Here is a 19,676-nt window from a genome sequence, read left to right as displayed (position 1 = left end):
GAACCTCAAAAAATTGGCCAATTGGTCATGGGATTCCAGTCGGAATCCTAATGGAGTGTCATATTTTTTACGCATACATAAGACAAACCCTCATTTCCACGTGGATATGAGGGTTTGTCTACAGTCTGAAATGCCTGACACCCGTTCTTCGGATGTCAGGCATTTTACATGTTCTTTCGCAGAAATGGGTAAAAGAGTTAAAACGGACAACAGAGGTGAGACAGCATGACGCGACGGAAACTGATTGTATCCGGTATGACCGTAGTATTCGGCATGGTATTTATTCTCGGTTTTTTACTGTCAGGTGGATTCGTCTATCTTTATTTCTTTGCCATCCTGATCGGTTGTGCCTCGTTTTTGCGGGAACCGCTGTCCCGTGCAGAATGGTTGCAAGAAGGCATTGTCTTCATCCTCGTATGTTGTCTCATTTATGTCACCCAGCATTTTTTATTCTAATCAGTTGATCTGATAGGAATCGAGCAGTAAGTCCCGTGCTTCCGGCGTCAATTTAAAGCTGATTTTCCGCGTCCGGTCTTCAAGGTAGATATCCGTCTTTTTGACACGTCGATCGAGATAAATCCGATACTGTTGTGCTTGATCTCCGTTGAAGAGCGTCAAATAGGACCGCTCTGCGAGTTTTCCCTTTTTCTCTGCGACCTGACTCTGCTTGATCAATCCGGTCAATGTCTTCATTTCTGAGGTGGATGTCATCAGGAATTCCTGCTCGCTTAATTCGTCATATGGCGTTTTTTGTGTGTAGTCGACCTTTGGAAACGGACGGTCATGAAAAATGGCATGGCGGGGGGACTCCGAACTGTCGTCGTCATCCGGTAGCAGCTTGATGCCTGGCGGTAGCTCGGACTCCTGTCTGACGGTCAACGTATAGCGCGACCGTTCTCCTGATGTCGGTGTTACCTGTAGCGATCCATACTCACCCTGAATGTTCGGTTCTGCCGGTGTAAAGCGTACCTTGACTGGTTTTTCCGCCTCGATAATCGGTGCTTCAAAAAGAAGATTGATCCCATCCGTCAGCAGGTGCGGACGAATCTGATTTCGGTCGTCCATGTACGTCTTATCAATAAATACGAAGTGCGGTATCCCGTGAGCAAACGGCGTCAATTCCATCACATTCGTGACGGTTGTTTCTTTCGTCTGATCATTCGTCGCCCGGATGACGAGGTATCCCGTCGTCGGCAGTGTCAACTGCATTTGCGACTTGCGAACGTGATCGACCAGATGGCTGTACAGTTGACGATTTTTCGGATCAATGGTCTTGATTTCGATCTTTTTCACCGGTTTCGTCAAGGCTGAAGTTGAAAACGAATTTTGTTTTTTCGTTAGCGAATGGAACGTCGGCAGATGCCGCATATCTTCACAATAAAGGTATGGTTGACCGTCCGACTCGATGTACGTCGCCCGCATGCCTTCGATGAACAGTCCGATGTTGACGAGCGAGACGTAATAATGGTCACCCACGGTATACTGTTTTGGTGGCTTGACCTTTTTTGATGACAGACTTCTTGAATCAGGCTCCCCAGTTTCGGATCGGCACTTTTAAAATCGCTGACGTTTAACGTATCGTAAAGGTCCGGTACATAGCTGAACTGAACCGGTTCCGGATCTTCAGCACAGCCACTTAAGAATACGAGGCAGAGGGCCAACACGAACCGTATGCGCATAGCTCATTCCCCCTCAATCTGTTCCGCGAGCTGTGCAGCCAGCTCACCTGACAATTTTGTACCTTTTTTCGAGGTTGTGTCTTGCAGGTAGACATCTGTTTTCTGGGCACGCTTTTTTAAATACACGGTGAACGTTTGTGTTTTCCCCTTGTCGACGAGTGTTAAATACTGAAGCGACGGTTTATTTCCTTGCGGTTGCTCGAGGGTGACCTGTTTCAGTTCGTTCGCGAGGGCAAGTGATAATTCATCCGGCATGATACCAATTTTGCGGATATTGCCTTCTTGCAGGGACTCGATCGTCGGATGGAGGAAACCTTCGATTCCGTCATTGCGTTCTTCATCGTCCATTTCGAATAACTTCACCTTCTGATAGACCGGTTGATAGCGTAAGGACAAGGTTTTTTCTTCTACATCGCCCAGCTCATTTTTTGCGCGTAACGTCACATACGGAATCGTTTGATTCGCCGTAAGTGTCTCCGGTAAGGGATGGTACGTCATGTCGACTTTTTCCTGATCATATGTCGTCATTACGATCCGGTCCTGCAGGTACCAACCGGGACTTTCGAAAGTAATCGAATGATATATCGCATTTGCTCCGTTCCCGCTCGGACGCGTCGTCAAATAAAAGTCTGTCGTCTGGTTGATGAACGAAGTCGGGACATCGACGAGCACGTGCTCTTTGTTGTTCTCTGTCAGGATGACGAGTATTTGTCCTGCAATCGGCATATGTAAGTTATGGAAGGGTGCGAGACGACGGCTGAAATCACCCTCTGTTTTCGCTTCACGATTTTGATCCGCATGGCGTGTCCGTTGTTTTTCCGTCACCGGGAAAAATGTCGGCGTCTGCAAGGGCGTTTTGTCCGTTCCTTGGTCTACCTTCACCCACGGATGGTCTTTTGCTTCGACCGGATGAATTTTTAATTGATGCGTATCCCGCGACCGGCAGGCGAGGTACAGGTTTTCTTTTTCAGCGAGATAAAAGACCTCGGTTTGAGCTCCATACATTTCAAGCGTTTTTAAGGAAAAGTACATCTCATATGTATTAAGGATCCGGTAGGATGAGGGCAGTGCCGTCGTCTTTTTATTCTTGCACGTTTTTAACAATTGTTTTTTCTCTTTCGTCGATACATCGTCTACGAATTGATGATCGGTAAAACGTTCGACTGACCAGTACGCCGGTACGGACTCAAGCTTCAATAAACGTTCTTGACCGCACCCGGTCAAGACGAGACTGCAGGCCAGTCCTAATGCCAGTGACCATGATTTAATGACAATCCCTCCCCGTCGTTTTCTACTTATTTTACCATATATTTTTCCATATTTTATCTATTTTTCATTTCACTTTAACCTTAAGATGTTAATAATCTATCAGAACGGGTAATACTCAATCATCACGAATTTCACTACTACACGGGGGTTATTCAAATGGGTACATTCATTCAAGCAGTTGACGGAACTAAAATTTATGTCGAAGATGTCGGTTCAGGACAACCGGTCGTCATGTTACACGGATGGCCAGCGAATAACAACATGTTCGAATATCAAAAGAATGCCTTGCTCGACGCCGGCTACCGTTACATCGGAGTTGATTACCGCGGCTACGGCAAATCGGATGCTCCAGCCAGCGGATATGATTATGCAACGATGGCATCTGACATCGATCAAGTCATCACGCAGCTCGAACTGAAAGACGCAGCGTTACTCGGCTTTTCAATGGGGGGCGGGATTGCGTTACGCTATCTCCTTAACCACGGATCGAGCAAAATCTCGAAATTGATTCTTGCGGGTGCTGCAGCTCCGGTCTTCACGCAACGGGAAGGGTACCCGTACGGGATGACAAAAGACGAAGTCGATGACTTGATTGCCGATACGAGAAAAGACCGTCCGGCGATGCTTGAAGGATTCGGAAAAATCTTCTTTGAACAAGACCATTCAGAACCGCTGACACAATGGTTCCACAACTTAAGTGTCGCAGCCTCTTCTCACGGCACGATTTTATCGGCAATCGCCTTGCGCGACGAAGACTTACGGGATGAATTGCAGCAGATTGACGTCGAGACGTTAATCATTCACGGTAAAAAAGACAAAGTCTGTCCGTTTGAATTTGCGGAAGAGATGCAAAAAGGAATCCCGAACTCACGGATCGAACCATTTGAAGAGAGCGGGCACGGGACAGTACTCGATGAACGCGAAAAATTCAACGATACGTTACTTGCTTTCTTAAAATAATCAAAGACACGAAAAACAGCCATCGCAAGTATGCGATGGCTGTTAAAGCTGTAGCTAAACGGTTATGAAGCCTGAAAATGCTATATCGAGATGCGCTTTCCTGTCTCACCTCGTATTCAAAGCGGCAATCGTTCGCAGTTCTAAGCGATTCAAGACAGATTACGCTCTAAACCGTCTGCATATTTGGATTTATCTCACGGTATTCCCTAAAAAGCGTCACGTTTCGTTGACTCCTACGGGAAAAAGTGCGTTTTTAACGCACTTTCAGAGGCAGGCAAGACCCTGCTCGTTGTCCGTTAGGATCAAGGAGCAACGGCTTGCGCCTCGCCCGAGGAAAGTAACGAAAAAAGACGCTTGATTTCCTGATAGCACGTTGTCTACAGTCTGAAACAGCCATCGCAAGTATGTGATGGCTGTTTTTGTGTCTAGATTGAGGAATGAATACCTCTCTGTTTTAGGAGGTTCCACATGCAGACACCTTAGTGCACGTTCCGCCTTGAACCGAACACCCAGTTCATTCGAAATTCGAGTTCTTATGTCGTATAACTTTTGATGAACCGGCGATCGATCCATTGTTTCAAACGCCAGCTCAAATGATTCGTCTGATAGTGTCGTCCGTAAAGCAAGGTCCCTTGCTGATGTCCCATCGAAAGAATCGTCAAGTAACGCGCTTGCGGCCGGAACGTCCGCAAACGTTCCTGATTGATGAAACGAAGGAGATTCTCAAGCAAGACCGGTGCTTGCCGGACGGCGGTTACACCGTTCTTCGGTGTGTTCGGATATGCGGCGAGCGTCGCACAGTCGCCGACGGCAAACAGAGAAGGGTCCTCTAGCGACTGGAACGTCTCGTGGACGAGTAAAAACCCGCGGTCATCACAATAGAGGCCGGATGCCTTAAACAAATCCAGCGCTGACGCGCCACCTAAAAACAGGACGGCATCTGCTTTAAATGATTGGCCCGACTGGAGCCGGACGGTTTGCTCATCAAGAGAGACGAACCGGTCGACGATGCGTGTCACGCCCAGCGTATCCAACCGGTCAAGGATGCTCGCTTCTGCCGGGTGTCCTGCGAGGAGCGGTTCATCATGGACGAGCGTGACCGGACAACCGTCCGATTGGAATGAGGCGGCCATCTCGATTGCAGCAGCACCGCTCCCGACGATGACGGGCGACGATGCCTCTTTAAACTGACGGAGCGCCTGATCGATTTGATAATTCGGCTTGATCGTGACGCGTGACGTCGCATCTGAGACATTCCAGTCATTCGAACCGATGTTACACGATACAACATCATAGGGAATGATTTGACCCGATTGACAGAAAACTTGTTTCGTTTGCGGATCGATTCGCGTGACACGGTCCTCCATCAATGTCTTTCCGTGACGCGCACAGAGTGCTTTGACATCGACCCGGGTCTCCTCGAGTCGATACGTGCCGTCCGCAAGACCGGAGAACATTCCTGAATAATACTGATAACGGGACGGGTTGATGACGATCCATTCAACATCCGGATGCGTTCCTTCCTTGATACATTCTAAATGGGCATGACCTGCCCCGACTAATACGATTCGTTTCAAACCTTCACCTACTTCTTTAAATTAACTGCTTCCGAAACTATGATTCCCTGAATCCGTCCGCGTTAATCTAATGAATGTCATAGGACAATCCGAAGCAAGCTCGCCACGAGACAAACGAGACAAAAAAACACTTGGTCGTGACGCGTCACGACAGGACGGACATAATACGTCCGCTCGGCTTGAAACCGACGCGCTTCCATCGCAATCGCGATTTGTTCCGAACGGATGATACTGTTCGTAAAAAGCGGTAAACTGATGGCGAAAAACGTCTGCCATGGCCAAATCGAGTGCTGTTGGCGGACACGCCGTGCTTGACGGATTGTTCTTATTTCCTGCTGAAAGATCGGAATAAAACGAATCCCTGCTAAAAAGCCGTATGCGAGACGGTCCGGAAGGCGGCACTGATGAATCAGGCTCATGACGAACCGGGTTTGGTCGGTCGTCGCGATGAACGTCAAACTGAGGAAGACGAAGGCGAGCATCCGCAGTGCAATCAACCAGGCATGACCGATACTTTCTTCCGTGACGCGAAACCAACCGAATGACCAAACTTCCGTACTGCCTTTTCCGAAGGCTGCCATCATCCAAAATGTCAGCAAGAACAAGACGAGGTAGGGGGAGACCCGTTTGGCGAGCGTCAACAGTGACCAACCGGAGCAGCCCAATCCGACCGCAGCGAGTAAAAGTAAGGCTATCGTTTCGCGTAACGTCGGTGCCGCAATCAAGAGCACCATCACGTACAGGAGGGCACCGAGCTTGAGTGCCGGATTAATACGTGCGAGCGGGGAGTCGTTTTCCTGCACGACGTTTCACCTCCTCGAGTTGCTGATACAAATACGATAACGGACGAGAGAGTTGGTTATGCTCGAGTAACGTCTCGTCTTTAAACAAAGTGTCCGGTGTGCCGTCGAACTGAAGTCGCCCGTCACCAAGGACGAGGACCCGGTCGGCATACTGGTGGACCAGCTCCATGTCATGCGTCACCATGATCAGCGTCGTCCCGTTTAATCGCGCCTGCTCGAACATCTCGATGAGTTGACTTGTCGTCTCGGCATCTTGACCGAACGTCGGTTCATCGAGCAACAGGACGTCTTTTGGTTCTAACAACATCGTTGCGACGCTGAGCCGTCGCTTTTGACCCATGCTCAGAGCGAGGGGCGACTGACGGGCGACATGGGTTAACCGGTAGGATTGCAACGCCGTTTCAATCCGCTCCGGCGTCGGTGCATCCATGCTGATGACGAGCTCGCCTTCGACCGTCTGCTTGAGAAATTGGAGCTCTGGCTGTTGAAAGACGAATCCGACGTGTCGGTAATAGCTCCGACTTTTCCATGTCCGCAGTTCTTTTTCGAACAAGCGGACCGTACCGCCTTGCGCCGGAATCAATTTCGCCAGTGTTTCGAGCAACGTGCTTTTCCCGGCACCGTTCGATCCGACGACCATGATCCATTCTCCGGCGTGTGTTGCAAGCGACAGGTCGTCGACAATCACTTGCTTACGGCGTCCTAACGCGGTGCGCGTCAGCGCGAACGTATTGTCGTACCGAACCGGAGGACGGTTGTTATTCACTTTTCGTAACCGCCCCGCCTGGGAAGAAGCGGGTGGCACGGTTTCCAGTTGATACGGGTAGAGGAGCGGCGTCGCAATGCCGCGTCGTTCAAGTTCATCGCGATGCTGACCGAAGACATCAAGCGGCGGACCATCGCGTAAAATCGTTCCGCCGTGATCGAAGACGAGCACCCGGTCACTGAACGTCACACAGCGGTCAAGCTGATGTTCAATCAGAACGAGCGTCAACGTCCGGTCGTGATGGAGTTCCTCAATCAGCTGCATCAAAACCCGATGTCCTGCCGGATCGAGTTGCGCCGTCGGTTCGTCAAGCAATAGAATATCCGGCTTAAGCGCTAGGACGCAGGCGAGGGCGAGTCGTTGTTTCATCCCTCCTGACAGTTGCATAATCGGTGTCGTCAGCGGCACATCAAGGCCGACACGTGCCAGTGCGGCGTCAATCCGGTCATCCATCTGACTGCCGTCGACTGAGCGATTTTCAAGACTAAAGGCAACTTCCGCTCCGACGGTCTGCATGCAGAACTGGTCGTCCGGATTTTGAAAAAGGATTCCGACCGTCCCGTTCGTTTTGCAGTGGCCGCTGACATCGGCTTCAATCGCGTCAGGTAATAAGCCGGCGAGAACATGTAAAAACGTCGTTTTCCCACTGCCGCTCGGTCCGACGAGCAACGTCGTTTCCCCTTCGTGTAGCGTCACCGTCACGTGGTGCAGGACGTTGTCATGTTGCCCCGGATAGCGGACAGACAAGTCGTTACAATGAATCATGCCGCATCCGGTTTCTGCCGCTTACGCCCGATCGCATAACCGTTCAACGTCCCTGTCTTGACGAGCGCATCGACGATGACTTTCGCAAGTAATCCACCGAGCAATGCACCGCTGACGAGTTGAAGGGAAAACGTCAACAGAAGTGTCGTCGTCGTATAGTAGGCGAAACCATTGACGACAAGACTATAGACCATACTGCCGATTGCGGCGAACATTCCGGATAGAACTAACGTCATTGTGTTGAACTTCCGGTATCCGAAGAGGGCAAAAGCGATTTCGGCACCGATTCCTTGAGCGAAACCAATCAATAAGGCCGATAATCCGAAGTGACTCCCCGTGAATAATTCGACAGCCGCGGCGACGACTTCTGCAATCAGTGCTGCCCCGGGCTTTTGAATGATGTAGGCGACAAGCGGACTCGCGATGACCCAAATCCCGAACATCCAGTTCGATCCGACCGGTCCGAAGATCGCGGAAATCGGTAACCACAATGTCGACCACCCTAAGTAGAGTACCCCGCAAGCAACCGACAACATCATCATGACGATGATTTCTTTCATTTTCCAACTGTTCATGTTCCTATCTCCCTTTGGCACAACCACCAGACAAACAAAAAGACCGCCCTCTATGAAAGAGAGCGGTCGCTGAATCTGCAAACATGCAGAAAAATTGAACGAATTACCGCTCCACTTTCCTACGCTAGTATGAACTAGATCAGGTTCAAAGGGTCCGAAGTGAATCGTCTCAGCCAATGGGCTCCCCTAGTGGATGTGCATATAGTGTGTACGCTATTTACTGTACCGACTCTACCGACAGTTGTCAATACAGATAAAAACCCTCCGCGAGGGGAGGGTAAGAAAAATTATTCTTTTTCTTCCGTTTGTTCTTCAATAGAAACTTCTTCTGTCGCTTCAGCTGATTCTTCAGCATCTGCTTCTTCGAGATCCGCTTCAAGTGTCGATTCGACGACGGCAACGACTTGAATGTCACCTTCCGTAACGATACGGTATTCTTTTTCTTCCGGTAAATCCGAAACCGATAGAGAATCACCGAGGTTAAGATTTGTCACATCGACTTCGACGCGTTCCGGTAATTTATCTGGTGTAGCTGCAACTGTTACTTTAAAGAGTGTTTGTGAAAGATATCCACCAAGTTTTGCACCAGCCGCTTCGCCGACGAGGACGATATCTGTTTCGACTTCTGTTTCTTCATCCATTTTAACAGCGATGAATTCAACGTGCTTGATTGTTGGTGTGAAGATATCCATATCGAGTTTGTTGATCAGTGTGTTGACTTTTTTACCACCGATTTGAAGTGCAACAAGTGCATTCTCACCATGTTCACGAACGACTTTGATCAATGCTTTTTCGTCAAAGGCAATCGGTGTACTTTCCACTTTGTAACCATACACGACACCAAGAGCTTTTCCTTCATGACGTAATTGCTTTCTAAGTGAGCGTGGGCGTACTTCGCGTTCTTCTACTTTTAATGTTACTGACATGTTCATTTCCCCCTTGAATTTGGTATAGCCCTCAAAAGGTAATGAAGAAAGGAGTGGAACGAATCGTTCCGGATCAAGACAGTGCATCGAATGCTATTTCAAATTGATTTCATAAAAATGAAGATCGAAGTGAGTGGTTAGCATTTCTCTCCCAGGTCATTACGCTGATATTGAGAAACATGTGGTTGTAAAAGCAACTCGCTGATGCGGTGCTATGATAGTTATACCCCTGTAACATTAAAAGCTAAACATCAACCGGAGAAAAAACGATAGCCAGAAACCTGTTCTCCCTAGAGCAGCAACGATTTACATCATGTAAAGAAATCGGTGCCTTTCCTCTTATTCAAGCAATTGAACCATCTCATCGACCGATAACGCAAGTGACGCCGGTTGTTCAAGTATATCCGTCACGAGTGTCGCTTTCCGTTCCTGCAGCTCGATGATTTTTTCTTCGATCGTGCCTTTCGTGATTAATTTAATGACTTCGACCGTCTGTGTTTGTCCCATCCGGTGTGCCCGGTCAGCCGCTTGCTGTTCGACAGCCGGATTCCACCAACTGTCATATAAGATGACAGTATCCGCCGTCGCCAGGTTCAGTCCGGTGCCGCCCGCCTTCAGTGAAATCAAAAACAGATCGACTTCGCCTGCATTAAAACGGTCGCAGCGTTCGAGACGCTCCGCAATCGGTGTATCCCCGCGCAGTTCGAAATGAGGGAGGTGCAACTCATGCAGGTCGTCCCGAATCAAATCGAGCATTTTTGTAAACTGTGAAAAAATTAAGATCCGTTTGCCTGCTGCCCGTTTTTCTTGAATCAAGGCGAGCAACCGGTCCCGTTTCGCCGACCGACCACGGTAGTTTTCGACGAACAACCGGGGATCGCAACAGATTTGCCGGAGCCGGGTCAATCCGGCGAGTAACTTCATCCGTTCTTCCGGTTTTGACTGATCGAGATGCTGTAACGTCTCGAGCTGTAACTTTGCCAAGTGGGCGGCATAGAGTTTTTTCTGTGCCGCCGTCAGTTCCGTGTACTGATGGACGACTTGTTTCGCCGGCAACTGTTGCAAAACATCTTTTTTCGTCCGGCGCAGCAAAAACGGTTCGACGAATTGTTGAACGTCCCGTGCTGACCAGTCGAGAAACCGTTGCCGGTCCGGCAAGAGTGCCGGGAAGACGACGTCAAAGATTGACCAGAGATCAAGCGTCTTGTTTTCGAGCGGCGTCCCCGTCAAGGCAAACCGCCGCGTCGCCCACAGTTGTTTTAAGCTGACCGTCGTCTGCGACCGTGGATTCTTCAGATGTTGTGCTTCATCAAAAAAGATACAATCGTAATGGATCGTTTGATGATTTTTGATGTCGAGCCGGAGCGACGGGTAGGAGATGATGAGAATGACGTCGTCCGGCAAGTCTTCGAGCTGTCGTAAGCGCGACGCACGACTCCCGCTGAGCACACGGACGGTGCGTGTCGGGGCAAAGCGGTGCAGCTCTGCTGCCCAATTGTAGAGGAGTGACGCCGGGGCGACGATCAAGACACGTGCACTCGGGAGCGTTTCGATATAACCGATGGCTTGAATCGTTTTGCCGAGTCCCATCTCGTCCGCTAAGATGCCATGACAGTCGTGTGCCGCAAGACTCTTGAAGAAGCGGACGCCGTCTTGCTGATACGGCAAAAGTTGTGTCGCGAGCGGTTCCGGTAACGCCAGTCGCTCTGTTTTTCCGGCTTTCATCTCGAGCAATCGTTCCTTCAATTGACTATGGACCGTCAAGAAGGCAGCCGGGGTCAACAGGGACAAGTTCGGCACGGCAGGAACGGTCAATTCCGCTTCAAGCAACGTCTGTTCCGTCGCGTCCGCTTCAAGCAACAACCGCTTGATTTGCTTGAAGGCACGGTCTTCAAGCGACAACAATTGTCCCGAGCGTAAACGGTGGTACGTCTTTTGCGTCACGAGTGACGCGAGGACCGCCGACAGTTCTTGTTCTGAAATCCCGTCCATCGAAAACTTGAACGTCAACCAATCGAGTCGCTTCGTCACGTTGACTTCAATTTTCGGATGGAATGGACCGGGGAGCAATGCCGTTTTGATGCTCGCCGTCGCGTATAACTCGAGTTGACCGAGGGCAACCATCGGGTCAAGTAAACCTTTTAAGACAACGTAGTGATTACTTTCTCCTTCTACTACATAACGGGCTTGATCCGCGCAGAGTCCTGTCGCTTCCAAATAACGCGTCACCGCCCGCTCCGTCGACAAGTCACGCCCGATCCAGCGTGTCGGAGTCAACGGGTTGACGGTTTTGCCGTCGTAATCAAACGTGACGACGACTTCCAGGCGGGTATTGATCCGGTCGAGAGCCAGTTTGACGCGAGGGGATCCGCTGACGAGTCGGCCCCGGACAGCGGCGCTCATCCAGATGTCCGCCCGTTCCCGTAACCAGTCGCGGTCGTTCAGTAAACGGTCGAAGTAGGGCAGGGACAAGAGATAACTGCGCTGTGTCGTCAGGCTTTCGAGTGCAATCCCGCCGTCGCGGACGTCAAACCGGAGCTGCGCTTTATTTTCGCGTGTCAATGTCGCAAGATAGGTTGCAGCTGCGGCATCTTCAATTGTCGGTTGCGCTGAAAACGGTGTGATGGCCGGACGATTCGGTCCGGGCGTCCCGTAGGCTTGAATTTGTTGTAAGGCTAACAGCACTGCGACGATATGCCCACAAAACGAGGCATCCATGGCGAGCGAGGGACAGTTGCATCCGGCGTCAACACCCGTTTCCCGGAGATGAACGTGGACGTGAAAACGTGTTTCACCGGCAACTTCCGCCTCGACGAAGAGGTCACCCGGTGTGTAGTTGCGTAAGGTCACTTTTTTTGCCGTCACATACCGTTTTCCGCGGCGAAAGGCATAGGTATCTGACATTTGTTTGATTTTTCGTTCACTTAATCCAAAATTCATCTGTGGTCTCCTTTACTATAAAGTTACTATAAGGTGACATAATACTATTATCGTTCACCATCAAATAATTCAATCGCCCGTTTTTTCTCCTGATCGCCGATATGGGCATAGACTTGAGTCGTCGCGACGGACTCGTGCCCAAGGAGTTGCTGAATCGTCAAGACATCGACGCCACCTGTCGCGAGACGCGTCGCAAACGTATGCCGTAACTTGTGTGGTGTGATTTGTTTCCGTTCCAAAAACGGTAAGACCGGTCGTAACCGATCGGTATGCCGCTTTAATATATGTTGGACCGCCCGCGGGCTGAGCGGTTTCCCTTGTTTTTCGAATACAGCATCTTTCCCACGCATCGACAACTGATAATGGGCGGCGTACTTTCTGAGGGCGACGCGTGCCGGTTGCGCAAGTGGAATGACCCGCTCCTTGTTGCCTTTACCAATCACGCGAATCGTTCCTTCATGAAAATCGAGATCGTTCCACGTCAATTGTGTCATCTCGCTGAGACGCATCCCGCTATAGCCGAGCAACTGGAATAACGTCACATCACGGACGCGGTCCCGCTCATAATGCGCCGCCTCCCGCGGATTCATCTCAATGTTCGACGGCAACAATTGAATCAATTCATCCCATTCACGTTTCGTTAAGTAGACCGGATCGCGCTTCGCTTGTTTCGGGCGGTTGATTTTTGCGACCGGATTTTCCGACAGGACGCCGATGTCAATCAAATGACGAAATAACGATTGTAACGCCGACAACTTCCGGTTGATGACACTCGGCGCATTGCCCTTCGTCAAGGCTAAGTATTCGGCGTAAGCCGCAATTCCCGCGCCGTCAATCTCAAGGAACGCCTCTTGCGTGATATCAATCGCCCGGACATCCTGCCCTGACGCGGCGGCGACAAAGCTAAAAAACGAATCAAAATCATACACATAACGACGCATCGTTGCTTTTGAGAAATTTTTTGAAGCTAAGTGGTCGATGTAATCGCGAATAAATTCCGGCATCCGGTGATAGCCTGGTAGATCAACGGTATGGGCCGGAATTTGGACGGTTTTAACGGTTTTTCCTAGATTTTTAAATAAACTCATCAGTCTATTCCCCCTCTGACCTTACTATACCAAACGTTGGTAGACGGTACACTAGTTTGCGTGAAATAGTTATTTCACGCAATGTTAAATTGTCAGACAGGGAGCCCTCAGTTGCATCGACTTTCCGACTAACGGGCGACTGGTCAACTCGATGCAAATCAACGAAAGGTGTATTTTCTTATGTCAAACAGAACAATAATTTTATTATGTCACCTTGATAGAATAAATTCAGAAAAATATTCTTGAAAACCAATTTCGCTCTCAGTTGCATCGAACATGACTTCGACAGGTGGTTGGTCGTCTCATTTTCGTACAGATCGTTTTTCGTTTTTTCTCGGAATTGTTGCAAACTTTTAGAAACACGGCTTAACCGAAAGTGATTCGGGTATAGACAAGAAGATTGACTCAATTACGTATAGGGGGAGAAATGAATGATTTCTGATCAACAAGCACGCCAATTACTAAAAGAAGCGAAACGGATTGCCGTCGTCGGGATTTCAAGTGATTCCGGGAAAACTGCGAACTGGATCGCCGATTATCTTGTGCAGCACGGGTACGAGGTCGTTCCCGTCAATCCGATGCTTGACGAATGGAACGGATTAAAAGTTTATCCGACGGTCGATAGCATCCCGGGTCATATCGATATCGTCGACGTGTTCCGTCGCTCCGAGTTTTTAGCGGACGCTGCAAAAGAAGCGGTTGCCCATGGCGACGTCGGGATGATTTGGAACCAGCTCGGTCTGTCGAGCGTCGAAGCGGAAAGTTTAGCGCTCGGGGCAGGAATCCCGTATATCGAAAATCGATGCATCAAAATCGAACACCAATACTTATGATTTCGAGTCAAATCAAGACACTTACTCAAACGCGAGTGAGTGTCTTTTTTACGTTCCCCCTTGTCAGATAGCAAGAAGATGCCTACAATTAGATACAGACTACTAGAAAAACGAACGAATGTTTGGAAAATCGGCGTTTTTCTATATGAGGTGAAAACTATGGCGACAGATTTAAACAATTATAATGACGATGCCATCCAGGTGCTCGAAGGACTCGAAGCTGTCCGGAAGCGCCCAGGTATGTATATCGGATCGACCGATCATCGTGGACTCCACCACTTGGTGTATGAGATCGTCGATAACGCAATCGATGAAGCCCTTGCCGGGTTCGGGGAACAGATCGATGTCACGATCCATAAAGATAACGCCATCACGGTCCGTGACCACGGGCGCGGGATGCCGACGGGAATGCACGCGTCGGGGAAACCGACGGCAGAAGTCATCTTCACCGTTCTCCACGCCGGCGGAAAATTCGGTCAAGGCGGTTATAAGACGTCTGGTGGATTGCATGGTGTCGGTGCCTCCGTCGTCAATGCCTTATCCACAGACTTGAAGGTGACGATTTATCGTGACGGAAAACAGTTCGAGCAAACGTTTGAAAATGGCGGAATGCCTAAAACGACGTTACTTGAGACGGGAGCGACGCGTCAAAAAGGAACGGCTGTCTATTTTAAGCCGGATGCGAAAATTTTCAGTACCTTGACATACAACTACGAAACGCTCGCTGAACGTCTTCGTGAATCCGCTTTCCTCTTAAAAGGCTTGAAAATCACGTTGACGGACGAACGGTCCGACAAAGCAGATGTCTTCCAATACGAAGAAGGGGTCAGCGAGTTCGTCGGTTATTTGAACGACGACAAGGATGTCCTGCATCCGACGGTCGCGTTTGAAGGCGTCGAAAACGAAATCGAAGTCGATATCGCGTTCCAGTTCACGGACGCCTACTCGGAAAACGTCCTGTCGTTCGTCAATAACGTCCGGACGCGTGACGGCGGAACCCATGAAGTCGGTTCGAAAACGGCAATGACCCGCGTTATGAACGAATATGCCCGTAAAAATAGTTTATTAAAAGAAAAAGATAAAAATCTCGACGGCAATGATATCCGGGAAGGCTTGACGATGATCGTCTCGATTCGGATTCCGGAAGAATTCCTCCAGTTCGAAGGACAAACGAAGTCAAAACTCGGTTCTCCTGAAGCACGGACGAGTTGTGACGCCGTCATCAGCCGCCGTCTGTCGACGTACCTCGAAGAAAACCCGCAAACGGCGACTTTGCTCATTAAAAAAGCCATTCGTGCGGCACAAGCTCGCGAAGCAGCCCGCAAAGCCCGGGAAGAAGCGCGCAACGGCAAGAAAAAGAAACGTTCCAGCATCTTAAACGGGAAATTGACACCGGCCGCTTCAAAAAACGCCGACAAAAATGAATTGTTCCTCGTCGAGGGAGATTCTGCCGGCGGTTCTGCGAAACAAGGACGGAACCGGACGTTCCAAGCGATTTTACCGTTACGCGGGAAAGTCCTCAATACGGAAAAAGCGAAACTCGCGGACATCATGAAGAATGAAGAAATCAACATGATCATCCATGCGATTGGAGCCGGGGTCGGGGCAGATTTCGACCTGTCCGACTGTAATTTCGACAAGGTCATCATCATGACCGATGCCGATACCGATGGGGCCCACATTCAAGTCCTCCTGCTGACGTTTTTCTTCCGTTACATGCGTCCGTTGATTGACGCCGGAAAAGTCTTCGTCGCTTTACCTCCGCTGTATCGTGTCTCGAAAGGTAAGGGGAAAACGGAGAAGTTCGAGTATGTCTGGGATGAAGACACACTTGCGAAAACAACGAAAAAGTATGGTAAAGGCTATATGATCCAACGCTACAAAGGACTTGGTGAGATGAATGCTCCTCAACTCTGGGAAACGACGATGGATCCTGAGACCCGGACTTTGATTCGCGTCACGATCGACGACGCCGCCGTTGCTGAAAAACGTGTTTCCGTCTTGATGGGCGATAACGTTGGCCACCGCCGGTCATGGATTGAAGATAACGTCGCGTTCGGACTCGCGGAAGACATCTCAATCATTGAAAACGAACACGTGACGAAAGCGAGTGTGACAAAGCATGTCTAATTTACAAAACATCTTAAATTTATCGCTCGAACAGGTCGTCGGTGACCGGTTCGGACGTTATTCGAAATACATCATTCAAGACCGGGCTTTACCGGATGCGCGCGACGGGCTCAAACCCGTCCAGCGGCGTATTCTCTATGCAATGCATACGGAAGGGAATCTGTATGACCGTGCGTACCGGAAGTCTGCCAAGACGGTCGGGGTCGTCATCGGCAATTACCACCCGCACGGCGACTCGTCTGTCTATGAGGCGATGGTCCGCTTGAGTCAGGAGTGGAAGTTACGGTACCCGCTCGTCGACATGCAAGGGAATAATGGATCGATCGACGGCGATAGCGCGGCCGCGATGCGGTATACGGAAGCGCGTCTCTCGAAAGTCTCAAGCTTGATTCTAGACGGCATCAATAAACAGACGGTCGACTATACACTCAACTTCGATGATACGACGGAAGAACCACTCGTTTTACCGTCGTTGTTACCGAACTTGTTGATGAACGGCTCGACCGGGATTTCTGCCGGATACGCGACAGAGATTCCTCCGCACCACGCGGGCGAAGTCCTCGACGCGGCAATCGGTCGCATCTCAGGCACGGTCAATGACGTCAACGACCTGCTGACACACATGCAAGGACCTGATTTCCCGACTGGTGGCGTCGTGCAAGGGCTCGACGGGATCAAAAAAGCGTTCGAAACAGGACGCGGGAAAGTCATCATCCGGTCGCGGGCGACAATCGAGACACTCCGCGGGGGACGTCAGCAAATCGTCATCACGGAACTGCCGTACGAAGTCAACAAAGCAAATCTCGTCAAACGGATGGAAGAATTACGCCTCGACCGTAAAGTCGAAGGAGTGGCTGAAGTCCGCGATGAAACGGACCGGGATGGACTGCGTGTCGTCATCGAACTGAAAAAAGAGGCTGATGCAGAGGGGATTTTACATTTTTACCTCAAACAAACCGACCTCCAAGTCGCCTATAACTACAATATGGTCGCCATCCATGAGCGGACACCGCGTCAAATGGGTGTGCTCGCCTTACTGGATGCTTATTTAAGCCACGTCAAGGAAGTCGTCATCCGCCGGACAACGTTTGATCTCGATCAAGCGAAACGCCGCCAGGAAGTCGTCTCTGCCTTAATGACTGCGATTTCCGTCCTCGATGAGACACTCCGTCTGATTCGGGCTGCGACGAACAAAGCGGAAGCAAAAGAGAATCTGATTGAACGCTTCGCCTTCTCGGACCGCCAAGCAGAAGCTGTCGTCATGCTCCAACTGTATCGCCTGACAAATACGGACATCGTCGAATTGCAGGAAGAGGCTGAAAAACTCGAGAAGGAAGTCACGCGTCTCGAGAAAATCTTGAACGATGAGAAGACGCGGAACCGCCTCATCATTAAAGAATTGAGCATCTTAAAGGATCAAGTCGCGGATGAACGCCGTTCAACCGTCGAAGCCGAAGTCGAAGAACTGAAGCTGAAGACGGAAGTCATGATCGCCGTCGAAGAAACGATGGTCTTCATGTCGAAAAACGGCTACATCAAACGCTCGTCGCTCCGTTCATTCGGTGCCTCGAACGACCTCCCGGAGATGAAGGAACAAGATCGTCTGCTCTATCAAGGGCAAGCGATGACGACCGATCACGTCATCGTCTGGACGATACGCGGTAATTACTTATTGATTCCGGTCCATCAGCTCCCAGATACGAAATGGAAGGATGGCGGACAACACGTCGCGAATCTCGTACCACTCGAACCGGGTGACCGTGTCCTCTCGATCGATCTCGTCCGGACGTTCGACGAAACATCACATTGTCTGTTCGTCACTCGCCAAGGAATGGTCAAACGATCGAAACTGAGCGATTACAATGCCCAGCGGAAGTCGAAACCATTGCAAGGCGTCCGCTTAAAAGCAGATGACGAGGTCCTCTATGCTGCGGTCTCGACTGGCGAGAAACAATTGTTCCTCGCAACGCAAAACGGCTTTGGTCTGTGGTTCACGGAAGACGATGTGCCGGTCGTCGGCGTTCGGGCAGCAGGTGTCAAAGCCATCAACCTGAAGGATGATGATGTCGTCGCAGGGGCGATTGCCTTTATGCAAGCACCGAATATCGTCTTACTGACACAGCGGGGTGCCTTGAAGAAGATGCGCCTTTCGGATCAGTTCCAAATCACGAATCGTGCCTTACGTGGTCAGCAATTGTTGCGTGATTTAAAATCAAAACCGCATCAGGTAGCGGCGTTACTTGATGTCACGAATCAAAAAGAACTCCTTTTAATCGGAAAAGAGCAGGCAAAATCGATTCAAATCGGTTCCTTGTCTTATCTCGATCGGTTATCGAATGGTTCGTTTGCGTATGATGAAGAAAAATTCGGTCCACTCGTTGACTGGTATACCGTTTGACGGTCAGACGTCCCTCACGATGAAGCGTGGGGGACGTCTTTTTTTCTGTCTTTTTGTAGGAAATGTCGTCTTTTTAATCATTTTTTTAGATTATTTCCACAAATTATCGGTGAATCTTTAGTTTACAAATTGAAAGAGTGACCAATAACCGCTACAATAAAAGAAAATGGTCAGGTCAAGCATGTCACATCAGACGCGAAGCGGTTCGAAGCGTAGCTTATATGTATTTCTCAAGCAGCTACGGATCCGTCCTTAGCTGCTTTTGTGCCATCTGCCTAACTGGAGAGGTGATGAAGATGAAATTCAGACGACGCGAAAAAGTAGCAATCTATATCACACGGGAACAACCAGAGGGATGGGAACTACTTGTTTTTCATCCACAATCAGCTCCAGATAGTGACTGGCAGATTCCTGCCGGGACGATTGAAGACGCAGAAATCGCCAAGGAAGCAGCCGTCCGCGAGACGTTGGAAGAAAGTGGTCTATCACTTGCGACCGTTCAATACGTTGGCGAAGAAGAGATGCGTTACCCGGAGCGGATGCGGGTCCATTACACATATTTCTATCATGCCCATATCGAATGCCAAGAAAACAGATGGACGCATTGTGTTGCGGGTGACGGTCAAGATTGCGGTGATTTTTTCCATTTCGCCTGGTTGCCGCTTGATCGCATCACACAGCTCGAACGCCGGCATCATATTTTTCTTGATCGGCTCATTCATCGGTTGGAACGTAATCAACCATATGATTGTCGCAAACACGGCTAATGTCGTGTTTTTTGTTTTGTCTCACTATATTGAGTTTACCTTACTTATGAGACATAATTATTTAACTATTGATAATATATGTTATGTTAACTAGTAAAGAAAAATAATTTTTTTTGCATGTCCCCCATAAAAAATAGTCAGTTTGCCCCTTTGTTTTTTACATCCACCCCTGTTACTCTAAATACAGTAACAAATCACTT

15 protein-coding genes and 1 riboswitch are annotated in these 19,676 nt (G+C 49.6%); of the genes, 6 read left to right on the top strand and 9 right to left on the bottom strand.

The window, feature by feature from the left end; translation table 11 throughout:
• The first annotated feature begins 225 nt into the window (after nt 1-225).
• Nucleotides 226-456 carry a hypothetical protein gene (locus KNP98_RS13895; protein ID WP_214812000.1) on the top strand — a complete coding sequence of 77 codons (231 nt, stop codon included), beginning with the start codon at nt 226-228 and terminating at the stop codon, nt 454-456.
• Here KNP98_RS13895 and KNP98_RS13890 read toward each other — a convergent pair whose 3' ends face one another.
• Nucleotides 457-1,476, bottom strand: coding sequence for a hypothetical protein (locus tag KNP98_RS13890; RefSeq protein WP_214811997.1), 1,020 nt, complete (start codon nt 1,474-1,476; stop codon nt 457-459).
• Nucleotides 1,477-1,682: 206 nt separating this feature from the next.
• Nucleotides 1,683-2,903 carry a hypothetical protein gene (locus KNP98_RS13885; RefSeq protein ID WP_214804549.1) on the bottom strand — a complete coding sequence of 407 codons (1,221 nt, stop codon included), beginning with the start codon at nt 2,901-2,903 and terminating at the stop codon, nt 1,683-1,685.
• A gap of 201 nt (nt 2,904-3,104) precedes the next feature.
• Here KNP98_RS13885 and KNP98_RS13880 point away from each other — a divergent pair, with 201 nt between their 5' ends.
• A complete protein-coding gene (locus KNP98_RS13880; protein ID WP_214808994.1) occupies nt 3,105-3,908 on the top strand; it encodes an alpha/beta fold hydrolase in 804 nt (267 codons plus the stop codon).
• 533 nt (nt 3,909-4,441) lie between these two features.
• Here the strand turns inward: KNP98_RS13880 and KNP98_RS13875 are convergent.
• From KNP98_RS13875 to KNP98_RS13845, 7 genes are all read right to left on the bottom strand, one after another.
• Nucleotides 4,442-5,485, bottom strand: a complete 1,044-nt coding sequence (locus KNP98_RS13875) for an NAD(P)/FAD-dependent oxidoreductase (RefSeq protein ID WP_214811994.1) — start codon at nt 5,483-5,485, stop codon at nt 4,442-4,444.
• A 77-nt stretch (nt 5,486-5,562) separates the two neighbouring features.
• Nucleotides 5,563-6,288 carry an energy-coupling factor transporter transmembrane component T family protein gene (locus KNP98_RS13870; RefSeq protein ID WP_088837161.1) on the bottom strand — a complete coding sequence of 242 codons (726 nt, stop codon included), beginning with the start codon at nt 6,286-6,288 and terminating at the stop codon, nt 5,563-5,565.
• Entirely contained in the window at nt 6,254-7,819 is a 1,566-nt protein-coding gene (locus KNP98_RS13865; RefSeq protein WP_251135198.1) for an ABC transporter ATP-binding protein, read from the bottom strand. The genes KNP98_RS13870 and KNP98_RS13865 overlap by 35 nt, the downstream gene beginning before the upstream one ends.
• Complete coding sequence (locus KNP98_RS13860; RefSeq protein WP_214801718.1) at nt 7,816-8,394, bottom strand: ECF transporter S component; 579 nt, start codon at nt 8,392-8,394, stop codon at nt 7,816-7,818. The genes KNP98_RS13865 and KNP98_RS13860 overlap by 4 nt, the downstream gene beginning before the upstream one ends.
• 99 nt (nt 8,395-8,493) lie before the next feature.
• A riboswitch (TPP riboswitch) is annotated at nt 8,494-8,592 on the bottom strand.
• An 89-nt stretch (nt 8,593-8,681) separates the two neighbouring features.
• Nucleotides 8,682-9,320: a 50S ribosomal protein L25/general stress protein Ctc gene (locus KNP98_RS13855; RefSeq protein WP_214811991.1), complete on the bottom strand. Its 639-nt coding sequence runs from the start codon at nt 9,318-9,320 to the stop codon at nt 8,682-8,684.
• Nucleotides 9,321-9,659: 339 nt separating this feature from the next.
• Nucleotides 9,660-12,260: a DEAD/DEAH box helicase gene (locus KNP98_RS13850; RefSeq protein WP_214811988.1), complete on the bottom strand. Its 2,601-nt coding sequence runs from the start codon at nt 12,258-12,260 to the stop codon at nt 9,660-9,662.
• Nucleotides 12,261-12,307: 47 nt separating this feature from the next.
• Nucleotides 12,308-13,348 carry a tyrosine-type recombinase/integrase gene (locus KNP98_RS13845; RefSeq protein ID WP_239456895.1) on the bottom strand — a complete coding sequence of 347 codons (1,041 nt, stop codon included), beginning with the start codon at nt 13,346-13,348 and terminating at the stop codon, nt 12,308-12,310.
• Between the two features lie 431 nt (nt 13,349-13,779).
• Here KNP98_RS13845 and KNP98_RS13840 point away from each other — a divergent pair, with 431 nt between their 5' ends.
• From KNP98_RS13840 to KNP98_RS13825, 4 genes are all read left to right on the top strand, one after another.
• Entirely contained in the window at nt 13,780-14,181 is a 402-nt protein-coding gene (locus KNP98_RS13840) for a CoA-binding protein (protein WP_214811985.1), read from the top strand.
• Between the two features lie 159 nt (nt 14,182-14,340).
• Nucleotides 14,341-16,311: a DNA topoisomerase IV subunit B gene (gene parE / locus KNP98_RS13835; RefSeq protein ID WP_088837167.1), complete on the top strand. Its 1,971-nt coding sequence runs from the start codon at nt 14,341-14,343 to the stop codon at nt 16,309-16,311.
• Nucleotides 16,304-18,709: a DNA topoisomerase IV subunit A gene (gene parC, locus KNP98_RS13830; protein WP_088837168.1), complete on the top strand. Its 2,406-nt coding sequence runs from the start codon at nt 16,304-16,306 to the stop codon at nt 18,707-18,709. The genes parE and parC overlap by 8 nt, the downstream gene beginning before the upstream one ends.
• A 296-nt stretch (nt 18,710-19,005) precedes the next feature.
• Nucleotides 19,006-19,476, top strand: a complete 471-nt coding sequence (locus tag KNP98_RS13825; protein WP_235195152.1) for an NUDIX domain-containing protein — start codon at nt 19,006-19,008, stop codon at nt 19,474-19,476.
• Nucleotides 19,477-19,676: the final 200 nt, after the last annotated feature.

Source organism: Exiguobacterium sp. s127 (assembly GCF_018618695.1).
Classification (GTDB): domain Bacteria; phylum Bacillota; class Bacilli; order Exiguobacteriales; family Exiguobacteriaceae; genus Exiguobacterium_A; species Exiguobacterium_A oxidotolerans.
Note: the sequence above shows the minus strand (reverse complement) of the source record. Positions and strands in the feature narration are given on the sequence as shown.

What these genes read in the sequence shown, in the direction of transcription:
- KNP98_RS13845 (WP_239456895.1), bottom strand. Translation starts at nt 13,348, where the DNA reads ATGAGTTTATTTAAAAATCTAGGAAAAACCGTTAAAACCGTCCAAATT.
- parE (WP_088837167.1), top strand. Translation starts at nt 14,341, where the DNA reads ATGGCGACAGATTTAAACAATTATAATGACGATGCCATCCAGGTGCTC.
- KNP98_RS13865 (WP_251135198.1), bottom strand. Translation starts at nt 7,819, where the DNA reads ATGATTCATTGTAACGACTTGTCTGTCCGCTATCCGGGGCAACATGAC.
- KNP98_RS13825 (WP_235195152.1), top strand. Translation starts at nt 19,006, where the DNA reads ATGAAATTCAGACGACGCGAAAAAGTAGCAATCTATATCACACGGGAA.
- parC (WP_088837168.1), top strand. Translation starts at nt 16,304, where the DNA reads ATGTCTAATTTACAAAACATCTTAAATTTATCGCTCGAACAGGTCGTC.
- KNP98_RS13840 (WP_214811985.1), top strand. Translation starts at nt 13,780, where the DNA reads ATGATTTCTGATCAACAAGCACGCCAATTACTAAAAGAAGCGAAACGG.
- KNP98_RS13860 (WP_214801718.1), bottom strand. Translation starts at nt 8,394, where the DNA reads ATGAACAGTTGGAAAATGAAAGAAATCATCGTCATGATGATGTTGTCG.
- KNP98_RS13855 (WP_214811991.1), bottom strand. Translation starts at nt 9,320, where the DNA reads ATGTCAGTAACATTAAAAGTAGAAGAACGCGAAGTACGCCCACGCTCA.
- KNP98_RS13850 (WP_214811988.1), bottom strand. Translation starts at nt 12,260, where the DNA reads ATGAATTTTGGATTAAGTGAACGAAAAATCAAACAAATGTCAGATACC.
- KNP98_RS13880 (WP_214808994.1), top strand. Translation starts at nt 3,105, where the DNA reads ATGGGTACATTCATTCAAGCAGTTGACGGAACTAAAATTTATGTCGAA.
- KNP98_RS13895 (WP_214812000.1), top strand. Translation starts at nt 226, where the DNA reads ATGACGCGACGGAAACTGATTGTATCCGGTATGACCGTAGTATTCGGC.